Source organism: Rhodopirellula bahusiensis, from assembly GCF_002727185.1.
Classification (GTDB): domain Bacteria; phylum Planctomycetota; class Planctomycetia; order Pirellulales; family Pirellulaceae; genus Rhodopirellula; species Rhodopirellula bahusiensis.
Genome location: NZ_NIZW01000015.1, coordinates 191634 through 207200 on the forward strand (window position 1 = coordinate 191634; position 15567 = coordinate 207200).

Consider the following 15567-nt stretch of genomic DNA (forward strand, 5'->3'; position numbering starts at 1 on the left):
TCTGATCCAGTCCAAACATTCTTCCTGAAGGAACTCAACTCGATGAACGCGTTCTCGCGATTTTTAACCGGAACGGCAACACTTGCCGCTCTCACATTGATGACCGGATGTGGCCCTGAGCTACCTCCAATCGGCGAAGTTTCCGGGGTCATCACACAAGACGGAAAACCAGTCGAAGGAGTTGCTCTTGAGTTTGTTCCCGTCGACGGCGGACGCCCTTCGATGGCAGTGACAGACGCCGAGGGTCACTACAGTGCGATGTTCACAGCACAAACTGACGGAGCGTTGGTGGGGAAGCACACCATTCGCTACGAGATCAATGGACCCGCTGCTCCGATGCCAGCGAGCCCTGACGCTGAGTTCATTCCAACTTCGAAAAAGCCCGACATGGGCGGCAAGAAGAAACTTGAACCAAGCGAAGTCGAAGTGGTTGATGGCAGTAACGAAATCAACTTTGAGTTTGTTGCTGGATGAGCCTTCTGCTTCGAAGTGCAATTGGATTGGGCCTGCTGCTGACGCTCGGTTGTGAACCGCAGCCATCGTCAACGCTTGGGCAAGTGACCGGCACCGTTTTTCACGACGGTGTTCCGGTCCCCAACATGGCACTCGAGTTTCATCCTGTGTCAGGCGGGCGTCCTTCGCTCGCCTTCACGAATGACAGCGGCCAATTCGAGGCAATTTATCTCGCCAACGTCCCCGGAGCGAAAATCGGAACTCACGATATTCGCTATGAACTGACCCCCGGCAAATTGGCGTCCGATATCACTCCCGCAGAAATGCTGAAGATCGAGCGGCCGACGATCGCCAATGGAGCCGTTCTTGATTTGACCAGGATCACCGTGGCTCAAGGGAACAATCATTTTGAATTCAATCTGATCCCGCCTCCCGAAGGTGAGCCGATTCCAACCGGCGATACGGCAGTCACTCCGGAACCGTATAGGGAACCCGATTCTCCGATCGAACCTGATGCGCCCGAAGTGATGCTCTTCGTCCAACCGGTCGAAGAAGAGACGCCGACGATCGACGTCATACCGGAGTGAGATTTGTGCTGACACGTCTCAGCCACGATCCGTCAAAGAGACGAACCGCCACAAAGTGCAACGCTGTTTTCGATCGAAACAACAACCGGCCAACCTGAACGTTTCGCGAAGCAAACCTTCGCGGGCGTTCGAACGGCCAGTCGCTATGCCAAGCCGGCGAGTTCCGTTGCATGCCGGACTCGCGAGATACCGATCATATAGGCTGCCGTGCGAAGCGAAACTTCGTGCTGAGCGGCCATCTGCCAGACTTTTTCAAACGCTTCATTCATCGTGTGATCAAGTTCTTGACGCACACGATCGAGCGGCCAACGGTAGTGCTGGCGATTTTGAACCCATTCGAAATAGCTGACCGTGACACCGCCGGCATTCGCAAGAATGTCAGGAAGGATCGTGACCCCGCGATCGTGCAGCGCCGCGTCCGCGTCCGGATCGACCGGCCCATTCGCCGCTTCGATGATGACTTTCGCGTTGATGTCCTGCGCGTTCTTTTGCGTGATGACTCCGCCCAAAGCAGCGGGAATCAACACCTCCACGTGATCCAGTTTCAACAACGCATCCAGTGGCAAATGCTCGGCTCGTTCAAAGCCTTCCAGCAATCCCTTCGGGTGCGAAAACTTGTGTCGCAACAACTCAGGGATGTTCAACCCTTCGGCGTTGTAATAAGTCCCGGTGATGTCCGAGACGGCCACGATTGGAAACTGAGCGTCATGCAAGAACTTGGCCGCGTGTGACCCCACATTGCCGAAGCCTTGAATCGCGACGCGGGTCTTTGACGCCTCCATCCCCAAACGCTTGGCCAACTTCACGGTCAAGGTTCCAACACCTCGCCCGGTCGCCTCTTCGCGGCCTTTGGCACCGTACTCTTCAACGGGTTTCCCCGTGATCACCGCGGGATGAAACCCGTGGTACTTTTCCCACTGGTTTCGGAACCAAGCCATCACTTGGTGATCCGTTCCCATGTCGGGTGCGGGGATGTCCGTGTCCGGCCCGACGATGTCGTGAATTTGATCGACGAACGCTCGCGTCAACCGTTCGATTTCAGAGCACGACATTTGGCTGGGGTCGATTCCGATCCCGCCCTTCGCACCGCCGTATGGCAAATCCACCACGGCAGTCTTCCAAGTCATCAAACTCGCCAAAGCGCGAGTCTCGTCCAAGTCGACTTCGGGGTGAAAACGCAATCCGCCCTTCATCGGCCCGCGACTGTGATCGTGCTGCACACGAAAGCCGACATAGTTTGCCAGGCGTCCGTCGTCGAGACGGATCGTCACTTGAACTTGCACCTCACGCTGGGGCATCAACAAAGCTTCTCGAAGATCAGGATCAATCTCCAAACGATCCGCGGCTTGGTCAAAGAAAATCCGCGTGGATTCGAAAGCTTTCATATCGCCTACCAGTTGTCAGACACAAACACCGTTACAAGCCTAGGTCACCAAACAGCGGCGTGCTGAGATAACGTTCACCTAAGCTGCACATCACGGTGACAATTCGCTTGCCCTTCATATCAGGTCGCGCAGCAATCTGAGCAGCCGCCCACATATTCGCTCCGCTACTGATCCCGGCAACGATGCCCTCTTGCTTGGCGAGCTGTCGCCCCCACTCAAAAGCATCTTCATCATCGACCTGCACAACGTCATCAATGATCGACGTGTCCAAGTTGCCGGGAATGAAGCCAGCACCAATTCCTTGAATGCGGTGTTTGCCTGGCGATCCGCCACTGATCACGGGAGAGTGCTTGGGCTCAACCGCGAATGCTTTGAAGTCTGGGTTTTGTTTCTTCAGGAAACGGGCCACACCGGTGATGGTTCCGCCGGTTCCCACCCCCGCAACAATCGCGTCGATCTTGCCATCCGTGTCGTCCCAAATCTCGGGCCCCGTGGTGGCTTCGTGGATCGCTGGATTGGATGGGTTTTCGAACTGCTGAGGCATGAACGCGTTGTCGGTCTGGTCGACCAATTCTTGAGCCGTCGTGATGGCACCCTTCATTCCGTCGCCGGCAGGCGTCAAAACCAAGTTGGCTCCCATCGCTCGCAACAATGCACGGCGTTCAACCGACATTGATTCCGGCATCGTGAGAGTCAGCTTGTACCCCTTTGCCGCACAGACGAACGCCAGTGCAATGCCGGTGTTCCCACTGGTTGGTTCGATGATGTGCGTGTCGGGATTGATGCTTCCATCACGTTCCCCGGCTTCGATCATCGCCACACCGATACGATCTTTCACGCTGTTGAGCGGTTGAAAGAACTCGCACTTGGCAAAGACCGTCGCATCACCCGAAGGGACCAAGCGATTGATCTGCACCATCGGCGTTTCGCCAATCGCGCGGGCAATGTTGTCGAAAGTTTTTCCTCGAGACATCAGGCTGTAACCTCCCATGTATCGCCGCTACGGAACAGCTTGGCGAGATCGCCTTCGCCGCGTGCCGCTTTGGCTTGCGTGACTTGCTCGTTGATTTGATCGTTGTAGGTCGACACCCCAGCAACACTCCGCAGAACGCCAATCGGCTCTGGCATCTCTGGGTATCGCATGCGTGCCAACATCATCTGGATCGAAGGATTCGGATCGTTTGCATCGTGGATCAACAAATCGTCGGCTGGCACATCCGCGGTGTTGACGACTTCGAGGTGGCTGCCGACCAAGCGAATGCCTTTGTCACGTTCGGCACCGAAGATCAACGGCTTGCCGTGCTCCAGTTCGATGACGTTGTCAGCACGTTGCTTGCGTTCTTGTGCGTAGGCCATCGCCCCGTCGTTGAACACGTTGCAGTTTTGATAAACCTCAACGAGTGATGTTCCTTTGTGTTCCGCGGCCGCCTTGAGTGTTTTCCCAAGGTGCTGAACGTGGGCATCAATGCTGCGTGCGACGAATGTCGCTTCCGCGGCCAAGGCGACTGACAGTGGGCTCAATGGGTGATCGATCGCCCCCATTGGCGTGCTCTTCGTGACCTGACCTTCGGTGCTGGTTGGGCTGTATTGACCCTTCGTCAAACCATAGATCCGGTTGTTGAACAACACGATGTTGACGTCGAGGTTACGACGCAAGCAGTGGATGAAGTGGTTGCCACCGATGGAGAGCGCATCGCCGTCACCGGTGATGACCCACACCATCAAATCAGGACGAGTCGACTTCAATCCGGTTGCGAACGTGGGTGCACGGCCGTGAATGCTGTGCATGCCATACGTGTTCATGTAATACGGGAATCGGCTGCTGCAACCGATGCCGCTGACGAACACAGTTTTCTCGCGAGGCACACCAAGATCCGGCAGGATCTTTTTCATCTGAGCGAGAATCGAATAGTCACCGCAACCTGGGCACCAGCGAACGTCTTGATCGGAGGCGAAGTCGGCGGCCTTGAGGACAGGAAGATTCATAGGATTGAATGATTGAGTGGGGATGGTTTTGGCAACGTTGAACAACGACGGAAGCGAGGGGAATGGCGAACGCCTAACCCGCTTTGCTATGTGATTGCGTCGAAGTGTGTTTGCTGATGGCTTCCACCAATTCGGAAACAGCAAACGGCTTGCCCTGGATCTTGTTGATCCCAATGCAGTCCACGAGGTACTCGGCACGAAGCAACATTCGCAGTTGGCCGGAGTTCAATTCCGGCACGACGACCGTCTTGAACGACTTCAGCAAGGTGCCGATGTTGCGTGGCAGTGGATTGACGTAACGAATGTGAGCGTGGGAGACCGAATGGCCAGCCTCACGGCAACGGTTCACCGCCGTGTGACAAGCGCCGTATGTTCCGCCCCATGAAACCACCAAGACGTCACCCGAAGTTTCGCCGTTGACGTCTTGCTCAGGAATACGCTCCGCAATTTTCGCGACCTTGGCCGCACGCGTGTCGCACATGTGTTGGTGGTTGGCCGGATCGTAAGACACGTTGCCCGTGCCGTCTTCCTTTTCCAAGCCGCCAAGGCGGTGCATCAACTCCGGCGTACCCGGAATCGCCCACGGACGAGCCAAATTCTCGTCGCGAGCGTATGGCAAGAACGGGCCTTCGCCAGTGTGCTCTTCTGGGTGGCTGCATTTGATGGTTGGCAACTCATCCATGTCAGGGATCTTCCATGGTTCACTGCCGTTGGCGATGTAGCCATCGGAAAGCAACATCACAGGAACCATGCATTCCGTCGCGATGCGCCATGCTTCCACCGCCATCGCGAAGCAATCGCCAGGCGAACGAGGTGCCAAGACAGGCATCGGTGCTTCACCGTTGCGGCCAAACATGACTTGCAACAAATCGCTCTGCTCGGTCTTCGTTGGCAGTCCGGTGCTGGGTCCGCCGCGTTGAACGTTGATCACGATCATCGGCAATTCCAACATCACGCCCAATCCCATCGCTTCGCCTTTCAAAGCGATGCCGGGACCACTGCTGGCGGTGACCGCCATCGTGCCGCCGAAGGCAGCTCCGATCGTGGCTCCGATCGCGGCGATCTCGTCTTCCGCTTGAAACGTGCGAACGCCAAAGTTCTTGAACTTCGTCAGCTCGTGCAAAATGTCAGAGGCGGGCGTGATTGGATACGTTCCGTAGAACATCTCTTTGCCGCTGATGTTCGATGCAGCGATCAAGCCCCAAGCGAGAGCTTGGTTGCCCATGATGTTTCGGTAGGTGCCCGGCTCGAGTTCCGCGGCTTCGACTTGATAGCTCTCGCTAAACTCTTCGGTCGTTTCGCCATAAGCCCAACCAGCCCGCAGTGCCGCGACGTTGGCAGCGGCGATGTCAGGCTTCTTCCCAAATTTGGCCTCGATGAAACGCAACGTCGGGTCGAGCGAACGGCCAAACAGCCAGTACACCAAACCCATTGCGAAGAAGTTCTTGCAGCGGTCGGCGATCTTGGTCGACAACCCGTGCTCAGCAACAGCCGCGCGAGTCAGCTTGGTCATCGCGACCTTCACGACCCGGTAGGACTGATCGATCACGTCGGCTTCGAGCGGGTTGCTCTCGACTTTCGCGAGTTTGTATTCCTTGTCGTTGAAGCCATCTTCGTTGGCGATCAGGATCCCGCCTTTGCGCAGATCGCCGATATTGGTGACCATGGCCGCTGGGTTCATCACCACCAACGCGTCCAGGGTGTCACCAGGCGTGAAGATCGATTCGCTGGCAAATTGAACCTGGAAACCAGACACCCCAGCTCGGGTGCCGCGTGGGGCACGGATCTCAGCGGGGAAGTCGGGGAACGTGGCCACGTCGTTGCCTGCCAACGCCGAAGTGTTGGTCAACTGCGTGCCCAGAAGCTGCATTCCATCGCCTGAGTCACCGCACAAGCGAACAGTGATCCCCGGTACGGATTCGATTTTTTTGTTGGTCGTCGGCGTAGAAGTGGTCATGGATGCGAAATCGCCCTTTCGGGACGTTCAAGCGGGTCGACCCAGCCTGCCTTAAGGGCAGTTGAAAGCTCGGTCGAATCGAAAAGAGGTTGAGTTTTTGCCGGTAAGCGACCGCACAGGCGATCTCGCAAGCAAAAAGTGGTGGACTTTAGGGATTGTATCGATCAATCCGGTTAGGAAACTGACCCGAATTCTAACTTTTTTCCCATTCCAACGTCATACCCGTTCCATCTCTCGCACGTAAACCGCCAAGGAAGTTTCAAACGTGGACGCATCGATTTTGTACTTCGGCGATGCATCGGTGAACTGATTGCAGTGTTCCACCAGCACTCGGTACAGAAAACGGAACAAATGCCGAGGCACTCGCAACGATTCAAATGCTGACAACATCCGCTCGTAAGACAGCGAATCGTCAAACAATTCCTTCGGATCGGGATGCTTGCCCTCCGCCGCACACGCGATCATTCGTGAACGCGTCAGGTCGTACAGCGATTCGCCCGTCCACGAAAATGCGGGAATGACGTTCTGCTTGTCCAATCGAGCTCGCTCGTGAAATTCGCGAGTTTCTCGTTCGGTGTCGCGGTAGAGCTCCTCCGGCAACATCAGCTTGAACCCCATCCCGGGGTGCTTCAGCAATTTGTTGTCCAGCAACGGCCACACAAATCGACGCATCAGCTCCGGTTTGCCGCCGGTCATGTGAGGCTCGTCGACTCGGTCCATCAGAACAATCACACCGTCAAATCCCAATCGCCCCAAAAGCGACTGGAACTTCCGCAGCAATTCATAACGGTCGTCGGTTCGGTCGTAACGCGGCAGCGGCTGGCTGGCGAGTTCCTTCGATGGGAACTGCATCAGGACCTTGCGGACCGAAGACGTCTCTCGTTTGCCGACCCGCATGTGACGATGGATGCCCATCGCGGCCAAGTGATTGCGACACCAACGGATCAAAAACGGCAGTTTGCCAAAGAAGCAAAGCACCGGAATGAACCACAACAAATTCCAGGTCCGAACACCTTCCTCATCGGCCGAGTTCCAAAACAGCCAACCGAAAACGCCAACGACCAGCACGCACCAAACGATCGCGAACCAAAAATCCAGCGACGCGTTCCAGTTGGAATACCCCAGCCGCTTGCGCAGTTGTTCGAACCGGCCTGAAAACGTCGACGAGGTCGACTGATCATACGAAGCGGCCAGCAACAGCAAATCGCGAGCGTCGTTGCGATCAAGCTTCGACAGTTTCGCGGTGTCGATTCGATTGCCATTGTCCGCTTTGGGCCGATGCGAATCGCTTTCCAGCAAAACCTGATCGACCAATTCCGTCACACCCAGACACAGAATCGCGTCCATGTGGTCCCACAAACGCCAAGCATCGAGAGCTTTCTCGGGTTTGCGAGACGCTCGTCGTCCCAGCCGTTCGCAGAAGTGATCCAGGAACGGATTGAAGTCGTCGTACCGGATGATGTAGACGCGGCCATCCGGGTTCTGAGCGTTGAAGTGCACCAGGTGCCGATCAACCTGCAATCGCATCGCGGTTTTGCCGCTGCCTTTTGGCCCGAAGATGATCGCCGTCGCCGGCTCGGTTGGATCCCCGTACACCTTGTCCCAAGCAGGGTGGTAGGCGTTCTGAATGCAGTGCTGCTTAAACACCGGGTCGGTCTGCGCATCCTCCTCCGCGAACGGGTTGCGAGCGATGCCGTGATGTTCCAAAAAACTTTGCGTGTTCAAAGGATCAATGTCCGAAAGGAACGATCAAAAGAGCCGGGGAATTTCCAACAGTGCCGCTGCGATCACAACGGCACATCGAACGTAACAATCTCACTCGTCAATCGAAGCGATCATTTTCTTGAAAAGATCGCGGTTCGATTCGATCAAAGCGATGGGGCCATACATCTTCACGAAGAACTTGCGGCCTTCTGGGTGCACCAAGATCGCCCCCATCATCTTGTAATCTTCACGTTGGACCTTTCGTCCGCCAGAGAACGGTCCGCCGCCCATGGTTTCGGTAAAGGTGCCCGAGACTTCGATCACGTGCGTCTGCCAATCGCCTTCCTTCTTCACTTCGGTCTCAGCGACTTTCTTGTCCGAGCCGCTGAATTGATTCTTCCATCGATCCAGGTTGGCTTTGACGTCTCCGCCAGCCGCCATCATCGTGACGCGAGCCGAGGGCGCATCGTCGCCTTCGCCATCCTTGACCGCGAATTCGTGCTCGATGATCCGGCTGCGAGGGGTCGTTTTCTTAAACGATTCGGGCACTTCCAGCGATCCCGCACCAAAGACATCCACCGTGACTGGTTTTGCCGTGGCGGCGTCTTGAGCTTGAACGTTGGTTTGGCACGCGACAGCGACGAACAGAAACGCTGGCAACGCCAAATTGACGACACAACGATTGAGAACACACCGATTCAAAACGGACATGGAGCACCTCGGGAAAGGACGAATGGGACGAAATCAAAATTGAGTTCGATTCAAGCGACTCCACCATAGCAATTCGTGCACCCAATTATGAGGGGCGGGGTAAGAAACAGTACACTGCTCACGTCCTTTCCAGGCACCGCCCGTCCAGTCCCGCTTGAAACACCCGATGTCGCCACCGCTCGCCGAAACGCCCCGCCGCTGGACCTGGGCTCAACGTCACGCCATGTTCCTGGTCGGGGTCTCGCCGATCATCGCGAATGTGATCGGCAGCGTTTTCAACATTCTCTACAACCAAACGCAGATCCAACCGCTGCTCTCGCCAGCACAAATGGACCGTTTCCATGCCTGTTGGCAGGTTTTCAATCTGTTCGTGTACCCGGTCGCGATCGCCTGCTATGTCGTGCCGCTTTGGCAACTCCGCAGCGTCCACCGAGCTCTGCTGAATCATCAGCCGATCGAACCTGAGACGCTCGCTGCCGCTCGCCGCCGAGTGATCCATTTGCCATGGTGGTTCCTGCTGGTCGCGGCGATTGGTTGGCTTTCCTGCATTCCCGTTTTCCCGCTCGCCATCGCGTCCGCGGGAGAGCCGCTTTCCGGGTTGGTCGTTTGGCACCTGATCACCTCGTTTGTGATCGCGTCGCTGATCGCGGTCACGCAGAGTTTCTTCGCCGTCGAACTCACCGCTCAGGCAACGCTGTTTCCGGTCTTCTTCCAAGACAGCAACCCAGCCAACGTTCCCGGAGCGGTTCCGCTAAGCATCCGGGCTCGCGGAATCCTGTGGGCATTCTCCGCAGTTGTCTGTCCAGTGATCTCGCTGGTGATGTTGCTGATCGTCCCTGATGCAGCCAACCTGTCGCCGATGTTTGGCGTGACCGTCGGCATTGTTGCGATCGCGTTTGGTTTGATCACCAGTTGGATGCTCGGACGCTGGGTCACTGCGCCAGTGATGCAGTTGCAACGTGCCGCATCGAATGTCGCGCGAGGCAACTTGGACGTCCGAGTGAAGCTCCTTCGCAGCGACGACTTTGGGCACTTGATCGAACGATTCAATCGGATGGTCGACGGATTGCAACACCGCGAAAAGTTGCAGGAGACATTTGGTCGTCACGTAGGACGCGAAGCGGCCAAACAGATCATGAACCAAAGCGATGGTCTCAACGGCAGTGAACAAGTCATCTCGGTCATGTTCGTGGACGTCCGCAACTTCACTCGTCAATCATCCAAGCTCACGCCAACGCAGGTCGTTCAAGCACTCAACTTGTTCTTTCAAGAAGCGGTCGAAGTGATCGAATCGCACGGCGGAATGGTGAATAAGTTCTTGGGTGATGGCTTCATGGCGATCTTTGGCGTTGGCGGCAGCCTCGTGGACCACGGCCCCAAAGCGGTCGCCGCGGGACAAGAACTGGCAACCTCAATGGCGAACAAAAAAGCCCTGCTGCGAGAAGCCGGCTGGGAAGATTTCGCGATTGGAATTGGCATCAACACGGGCCCGGCCGTGGTCGGATGCATCGGTTCGCCCAAGCGTCAGGAATACACCGCGATTGGCGACACCGTGAACATTGCCTCGCGAGTCGAATCGCTGACCAAACCGCTGGACCGTTCCCTGCTGATCACGCAGTCCACGCGAGACACGTTGCCTGAATCCTTCCCAGCGATCGCGTTGCCCGAGCAAATGGTCAAAGGCAAAACAACCGCGTTGGCTGTCTTTGCCATTCCGGAAGAGTCCAATCGATCAAACGAGTGGGTTCAAGTCGACGACACAAGCGAGTCGACATCAAAAACAGTGATCTCCGAGCGAGACCTGCAGAACACTCCCGGGCGTCCCTGAATCGCGATCAAATCGCCTATCCGAAGCGATCACCGCGAATTATTCTTGCCGCCATGCCCGAAAACTTTCAACGCTACGCGATCACCCTGGTCAAATTCGCGGTACCAGTCGCCATCATTTGGTTTCTGCTCAGCCGAATTGAACCCACCGAATGGGAAGACCTGGCCGCCCGATCCATCAACACTCCTTTGTTGGTCGGTGCGCTCGCCGTTGCCATTTGTGCGTTGTTGGTTTCGTTTGTTCGTTGGTGGGTTTTGGTTCGTTGCCAAGGCATCCCGCTCAGCCTGATGGAAGCGATGCGATTGAGTTCGATTTGCTTTCTGCTGAGCTTTGTCTCCGCGGGCAGCGTGGGTGGCGACCTCTTCAAAGCGGTCTTCCTGGCCAAACGTTCTCCGGGCAAACGCGTTGCCGCCGTCGCGTCGGTCGTCGTCGATCGAGGTGCGGGACTGTATGGGTTGCTGCTGCTGGTTTCCGGTGGGTTGCTGATTCATCAATCGCAGGACCCGTTTGAATTCAATGGGATCACGATTGATGACATCAAACTCATCACCATCGCGTTGCTCTCAGTGGGTTCCGCCATTCTGGCGACGCTCGTCTTCGGTGGCAAATTTGTCGACACGCTGCTCCAACGTGGCGAGAAGCTTCCGGTGGTCGGTTCACTGATCGAACATGTCGGTCCGCCCCTGCGGATGTTCCATCATCATCCATGGGCTTTTGCATCGTCTCTACTGATGAGCGTTGTCGTCCAGGGATTGCTCGTGATCAGCATGTATCTGATCGCGGTCTCCATGTACGACTTGCCACCAACCTTGGCCGAACACTTCGTCATCGTTCCCATCGGCATGCTGATGTCAGCCCTTCCGCTGACACCCGCCGGTGTTGGACTTTTAGAGGTGACCATCGAAACGCTGTATCACATCATTCCCGCGAAAACGACGGACGCATCAGGAACGCTGGTCGCGTTGGTATTTGAACTGGTCAAAGTCGTGATGGCGATCATCGGCACGATCTTTTACTGGACCGCAGGACGCGAAGTCCAAGAGAGCCTCGAAGAGGCGAACTCCAGCGAATCAGGCACCGGCGAGCTAACCATCAGTGAGCCCACCACCGGCGAATCAGACACCGAACAGGCGACCGCATAGCGGCGGCAACAGCACGATCAAACCGACCGCCACGGCAGCCAGGCTCATCACCAAGACGGCACCTGCTGCGACATCGAGTGCCTGCCCGATCCGCGGGTGATGTTGCGGATGCAGAACGGACACCAACAACTCGATCGACGAGTTCAGCAACTCCGCTGTCAGCACACCGCCGATCGCCAAAATCAAAACCGCCCATTCAACAGGGCTGACGCTCAACCACGCCCCCATCGCAATCACCGCCGCGGCAACGGGCAAGTGAATCCAGAAACTGTTTTGGTCCCCGCAAGCGAACCATACGCCCAGGATCGCACAGCGAAACTTCGAAGCCCAAGTACCTGGTTTCGAAGTCATCACTCCAGCCCTTCGACACCAGGCGGAGGAATCAACTGACCGCCCAAACGTCCGAGCCGGGTCGATGGCAAGAAGCGAGGCTCGATCATGAAACCGAAGCTCGTGTTGTCACGCCCGGCGTCGACATTGGCTGCCAACTGAACGAGGAACGATTCGCCAACTCGGGTGAGCCCCAAGGTCTGGCCGACGTTGCCGGTCTCACCAAAGTCATAGACGTTCCCGGCTGAAACGATCCATTTGTGGTTCAAGCGGTAATCCAAACTCGTCCGCAGGACGGTGCTGCTGACCGGCCCTTCGATCGACAGCAACCCAACATACAAATCTCCCAAACCAGGCCGACTGGTTCGGAACCCTGCACTGATCGAACGCAGGCCGTTGTCGAAGAAATCGATGTAGCCATCGCTCAATAACGTGAACCGGTCACCGATGTTGTACTGAGCATCAAACATGGTCGGCCCAACGGTCTCACCAAAGTTGTCGCGGTCTTCTTTGGGATACAAAGTGGTTTCCATGTCGAACCGGAACAGATCCACGATCCGCTCACGTCCCGGCAGTCCACGTTTCGTTTGGAAGCGATGCTTCATTCCCAAACGCAACTGCTGTAAGTCATCAACCACGGTGTCGCTGGCACTGGTCACATTGCGCTGGATGCCCTGACGAAACGCGTAATTTCGTGGGTCAAACTGGTCGGGCAACAGTCCACCAAACGTTGTCCCCGTGAACACCCGCCGAAACTCTTCCTGGGCGTTGTCATCCAGCGAATCGTAGTATGGCAACTCATCCATGTCCGTGTCGCTGTCGGCATAGAAGTACTCCGCCGACCAATCGATTTTGTGAGCCAATCCGCGAATATTCAGCAGTGAACTTTGGATCGTTGGATCGACTCGCGACATGGGCAGGTTCAATCGCAAACCGCCGCCGCCCCACAAACGTGTCACATCATCGCCATTGGTGCCTTCGCCATAGTGAGCCGCTTCGCCGATCGCGAACGGAATGACCTTGACCGGACCAGCGTCAAGCGGCGCGGATATTTCTTGCCTCGTTCGAGTCACAACGCCTTCGCGGTCCAGTTCGCCGGGCAAGGTATACGTTCCTGCGGCGATCACGGGGTCTTCCGGAGCGTCGGCGACTTGCAAGTGTTTGTAGCCGATCTCGTTGTGCATCGACCAAGTCAACGAATCACCCAAGATCGATCCGCCGAGAGCGTAGTGCTCGATCGCCGGCAGCTCTTCGGTTTCCATGAAGAAGTCGTTGACCTGGAAGTTGGCCGCAATGTCCAACATCTGAGAACCGGAGTATTTCCGGAATCGCAAACCGGTACGATGATCGGCGTCTTGGTCCCATTCGGATTCGAAGTACTGTTCCAGGAAGTTGCGGTCGCTCAAGTAGCCAACTTCAGCGATGAATTCCCAGTCACCCGGCAAGTAGTGCCGATGCCGCAACGTCGCTCGCCCGCGGTAGGTCTCTTCCGGTTGCAGATCACGACGGCCCTGTCCTAGGACGTCCAATCCGTCGTCTTTGATGATGTAGCTGTCGTAGGTTCCCGAAGCCGGTCCGCCGAACCCAAACAAACTGGGCAATGCATACGTCGTTCGCGTCCCCACCGCCGGTCCGCGTTCACTCAAGTAATCGGTGAGCAGTATCGTTTCCACTCCCGCGGGCGGATTGGTGAACCCGAGCAACTGGAACAAGTCCCACTCAAGCAGCACCTGAGAACCAAAGATGTCATCGTTCCGAACGTCAGCCCCGGTCAGATAGAACGTTGGCTTTCGAAGCGGAGTCGTGAACCTCGGCCAAGCCAGCACGGGCACACCGCCCAAATAGACAAAGTTGCCACCACTGGTCACGATCGGTTCGCTATCGGTGATCGGCAGTCTCGAGATTGGATCAGCACGCACGATTGGGCGCTGCGTCAGTTCCAATTGATTGCTCTGCAACCAATAGCGAGGCACACCCATTCGGCTACTTGTGACCGCCGCATCAATCGCTCGGAAGTTGCCACGGCTGATTTGTTGCATCACCTCCGCTTTCAACCGCACCGTTCCCGCATATTCGGGAATGGTCGTGATGGTCTCAGCGTCCAGCACCATGCCGACTTCTTGAGTGACGTTGTAGTACATCGACTCGGCGTAAATGATCCGGTCGCCTTGTCGGAAAACAATGTCGCCTTCAAGGTAAAGTTCACCGTCGCTTGATTTAAAATCCTGGGTGCCTTGGAAGACATCGCTCAAACGTGGCATCCAAGCGACGATCCGATTGGCCGAAAGCGAGACGGTTCCCAGAGGCATGATCTCTCCGCTGGGCAAACGAGCCGAGACGTCCCGCACCAAAACGGTGACACCGCCCCGAGCAATCACGACGGATTCGTTGGTACCGGGCCGATTGATGTACTGAAGTTCCGCAGGAGTGTTCGCGCCTCGCGAGAAAACCTCGATGCTTCGTGTGCCGCCACCAACGATGAACGGCACGCCGCCGGTGGTGCCACCATCGGACGTCGTGATCGAAGGTGGTGGAGTCTCCATCACCGGAGGTTGAAAACTTTGAACCGGCGGTGGCTGATTGGAAACCCTCGGCGGATCCAGCACCAAGCCACCGGACGGCAAATTGGGCTCACCCAAAACAGGCTCAAGGTACTGAACGGGCTGAACGTATTGAGAATCGGGCTGGGCGGGAGCAGACATTGGTGGAGCCGGTGTGTCCGGGCGAATGCCCATCTTCGCCCACCAATCCGATGGAACCTTCGCTCGTCCGCGATACTGGTCGGCTCGAACAATCGGCACCGATGTCAGGCTGACCGTTTGCACAATCGGCTGACTCGTCGTTTGTCCGGGTCCCAACGTCACGCGGTCCATCAACAAATGAGCCGTCAATTCTTTTTGCTTGCCGGACAAAGCGACCAAGATCGTCGCAGCTTCATACCGCTTGCCTTCGAATTTTAATTCCACGTTGCCACGCATCAGCGTGAACTCTCGATCACCGTCTTGCCAACGATGAACGGCATCTCCGGACAACTGCAATGTCCGTGAAACATCGGTGACTTCGTAGACCGAACGCTCGGTCGCTTGCTGAGCCAACGCGACCGAATGACCTTCCAACACGCAAAACGCGGCGATTCCCCACGCAACGACTGCTACTCGGCTCAGTCCGCAATGCGCAGCAGCCAACCTCGTCATCGGTGACTTTGTTTCACGCGAAGGACGAGGCGATGAGTCGAAAGGTTGAAACCGATCAGCCAAGCGGGTATCAGCTCGAACGGGAAATGTAGAAAAATGAGAGCACAGACCAACGCAAAACGATTCGCGCGATCCTGTCGCGACCCTACGAAAGCCGATTGCCCACCCACAAGCCAAATTCAGTGGGAATCAGCTCAGGGAGCGCACCTCGCGGTTTGCGATTGGCATGGCGTTAGATTTTGGAAGTGGTCAGAATCCCGACTGGCAGGTTCAAATCAGGCTAGCAGGGA

The 15567-nt window shown here is 56.4% G+C and carries 12 protein-coding genes; 4 read left to right on the forward strand and 8 right to left on the reverse strand.

The features are described 5' to 3' along the window. Positions 1 to 42: 42 nt before the first annotated feature. Positions 43 to 474, forward strand: coding sequence for a transthyretin-like family protein (locus CEE69_RS19615; RefSeq protein WP_099262301.1), 432 nt, complete (start codon positions 43 to 45; stop codon positions 472 to 474). Further along, positions 471 to 1040 (forward strand): hypothetical protein, encoded by a 570-nt coding sequence (locus CEE69_RS19620; protein ID WP_099262302.1) that lies wholly within the window; start codon positions 471 to 473, stop codon positions 1038 to 1040. The genes CEE69_RS19615 and CEE69_RS19620 overlap by 4 nt, the downstream gene beginning before the upstream one ends. Positions 1041 to 1183: 143 nt before the next feature. Here CEE69_RS19620 and CEE69_RS19625 read toward each other — a convergent pair whose 3' ends face one another. From CEE69_RS19625 to CEE69_RS19650, 6 genes are all read right to left on the reverse strand, one after another. Continuing rightward, positions 1184 to 2425 (reverse strand): Glu/Leu/Phe/Val family dehydrogenase, encoded by a 1242-nt coding sequence (locus CEE69_RS19625; RefSeq protein WP_099262303.1) that lies wholly within the window; start codon positions 2423 to 2425, stop codon positions 1184 to 1186. 31 nt (positions 2426 to 2456) lie between these two features. Continuing rightward, the gene (gene cysK / locus CEE69_RS19630) at positions 2457 to 3416 is read right to left on the reverse strand and encodes a cysteine synthase A (protein ID WP_199169911.1); all 960 of its coding nucleotides are present in this window, start codon (positions 3414 to 3416) and stop codon (positions 2457 to 2459) included. Beyond that, a complete protein-coding gene (locus tag CEE69_RS19635; RefSeq protein ID WP_099262304.1) occupies positions 3398 to 4411 on the reverse strand; it encodes a 2-oxoacid:ferredoxin oxidoreductase subunit beta in 1014 nt (337 codons plus the stop codon). The genes cysK and CEE69_RS19635 overlap by 19 nt, the downstream gene beginning before the upstream one ends. 73 nt (positions 4412 to 4484) lie before the next feature. Further along, positions 4485 to 6368: a 2-oxoacid:acceptor oxidoreductase subunit alpha gene (locus CEE69_RS19640; RefSeq protein ID WP_099262305.1), complete on the reverse strand. Its 1884-nt coding sequence runs from the start codon at positions 6366 to 6368 to the stop codon at positions 4485 to 4487. Between the two features lie 216 nt (positions 6369 to 6584). Further along, positions 6585 to 8093, reverse strand: coding sequence for a hypothetical protein (locus CEE69_RS19645; protein ID WP_099262306.1), 1509 nt, complete (start codon positions 8091 to 8093; stop codon positions 6585 to 6587). Between the two features lie 90 nt (positions 8094 to 8183). Further along, positions 8184 to 8783 (reverse strand): hypothetical protein, encoded by a 600-nt coding sequence (locus CEE69_RS19650; protein WP_099262307.1) that lies wholly within the window; start codon positions 8781 to 8783, stop codon positions 8184 to 8186. 166 nt (positions 8784 to 8949) lie between these two features. Here CEE69_RS19650 and CEE69_RS19655 point away from each other — a divergent pair, with 166 nt between their 5' ends. Together CEE69_RS19655 and CEE69_RS19660 are read left to right on the forward strand one after the other, a co-directional pair. Further along, a complete protein-coding gene (locus CEE69_RS19655; RefSeq protein WP_099262308.1) occupies positions 8950 to 10611 on the forward strand; it encodes an adenylate/guanylate cyclase domain-containing protein in 1662 nt (553 codons plus the stop codon). 53 nt (positions 10612 to 10664) lie between these two features. After that, the gene (locus CEE69_RS19660) at positions 10665 to 11753 is read left to right on the forward strand and encodes a lysylphosphatidylglycerol synthase transmembrane domain-containing protein (RefSeq protein WP_099262309.1); all 1089 of its coding nucleotides are present in this window, start codon (positions 10665 to 10667) and stop codon (positions 11751 to 11753) included. Here CEE69_RS19660 and CEE69_RS19665 read toward each other — a convergent pair. Together CEE69_RS19665 and CEE69_RS19670 are read right to left on the reverse strand one after the other, a co-directional pair. Further along, positions 11727 to 12104 (reverse strand): diacylglycerol kinase family protein, encoded by a 378-nt coding sequence (locus CEE69_RS19665; protein WP_099262310.1) that lies wholly within the window; start codon positions 12102 to 12104, stop codon positions 11727 to 11729. The two genes, CEE69_RS19660 and CEE69_RS19665, sit on opposite strands and share 27 nt — an antisense overlap. Then, positions 12104 to 15277, reverse strand: a complete 3174-nt coding sequence (locus CEE69_RS19670) for an organic solvent tolerance protein OstA (protein ID WP_233215422.1) — start codon at positions 15275 to 15277, stop codon at positions 12104 to 12106. Before CEE69_RS19670 ends, CEE69_RS19665 begins: the two co-directional genes overlap by 1 nt. Between the last annotated feature and the right edge of the window lie 290 nt (positions 15278 to 15567).

Excerpts from the sequence above, each read along its gene's own strand:
- CEE69_RS19670 (WP_233215422.1), bottom strand. The coding sequence starts at position 15,277 with ATGACGAGGTTGGCTGCTGCGCATTGCGGACTGAGCCGAGTAGCAGTC.
- CEE69_RS19665 (WP_099262310.1), bottom strand. The coding sequence starts at position 12,104 with ATGACTTCGAAACCAGGTACTTGGGCTTCGAAGTTTCGCTGTGCGATC.
- CEE69_RS19635 (WP_099262304.1), bottom strand. The coding sequence starts at position 4,411 with ATGAATCTTCCTGTCCTCAAGGCCGCCGACTTCGCCTCCGATCAAGAC.
- CEE69_RS19660 (WP_099262309.1), top strand. The coding sequence starts at position 10,665 with ATGCCCGAAAACTTTCAACGCTACGCGATCACCCTGGTCAAATTCGCG.
- CEE69_RS19620 (WP_099262302.1), top strand. The coding sequence starts at position 471 with ATGAGCCTTCTGCTTCGAAGTGCAATTGGATTGGGCCTGCTGCTGACG.
- CEE69_RS19640 (WP_099262305.1), bottom strand. The coding sequence starts at position 6,368 with ATGACCACTTCTACGCCGACGACCAACAAAAAAATCGAATCCGTACCG.
- CEE69_RS19655 (WP_099262308.1), top strand. The coding sequence starts at position 8,950 with ATGTCGCCACCGCTCGCCGAAACGCCCCGCCGCTGGACCTGGGCTCAA.
- cysK (WP_199169911.1), bottom strand. The coding sequence starts at position 3,416 with ATGGGAGGTTACAGCCTGATGTCTCGAGGAAAAACTTTCGACAACATT.
- CEE69_RS19625 (WP_099262303.1), bottom strand. The coding sequence starts at position 2,425 with ATGAAAGCTTTCGAATCCACGCGGATTTTCTTTGACCAAGCCGCGGAT.
- CEE69_RS19650 (WP_099262307.1), bottom strand. The coding sequence starts at position 8,783 with ATGTCCGTTTTGAATCGGTGTGTTCTCAATCGTTGTGTCGTCAATTTG.
- CEE69_RS19615 (WP_099262301.1), top strand. The coding sequence starts at position 43 with ATGAACGCGTTCTCGCGATTTTTAACCGGAACGGCAACACTTGCCGCT.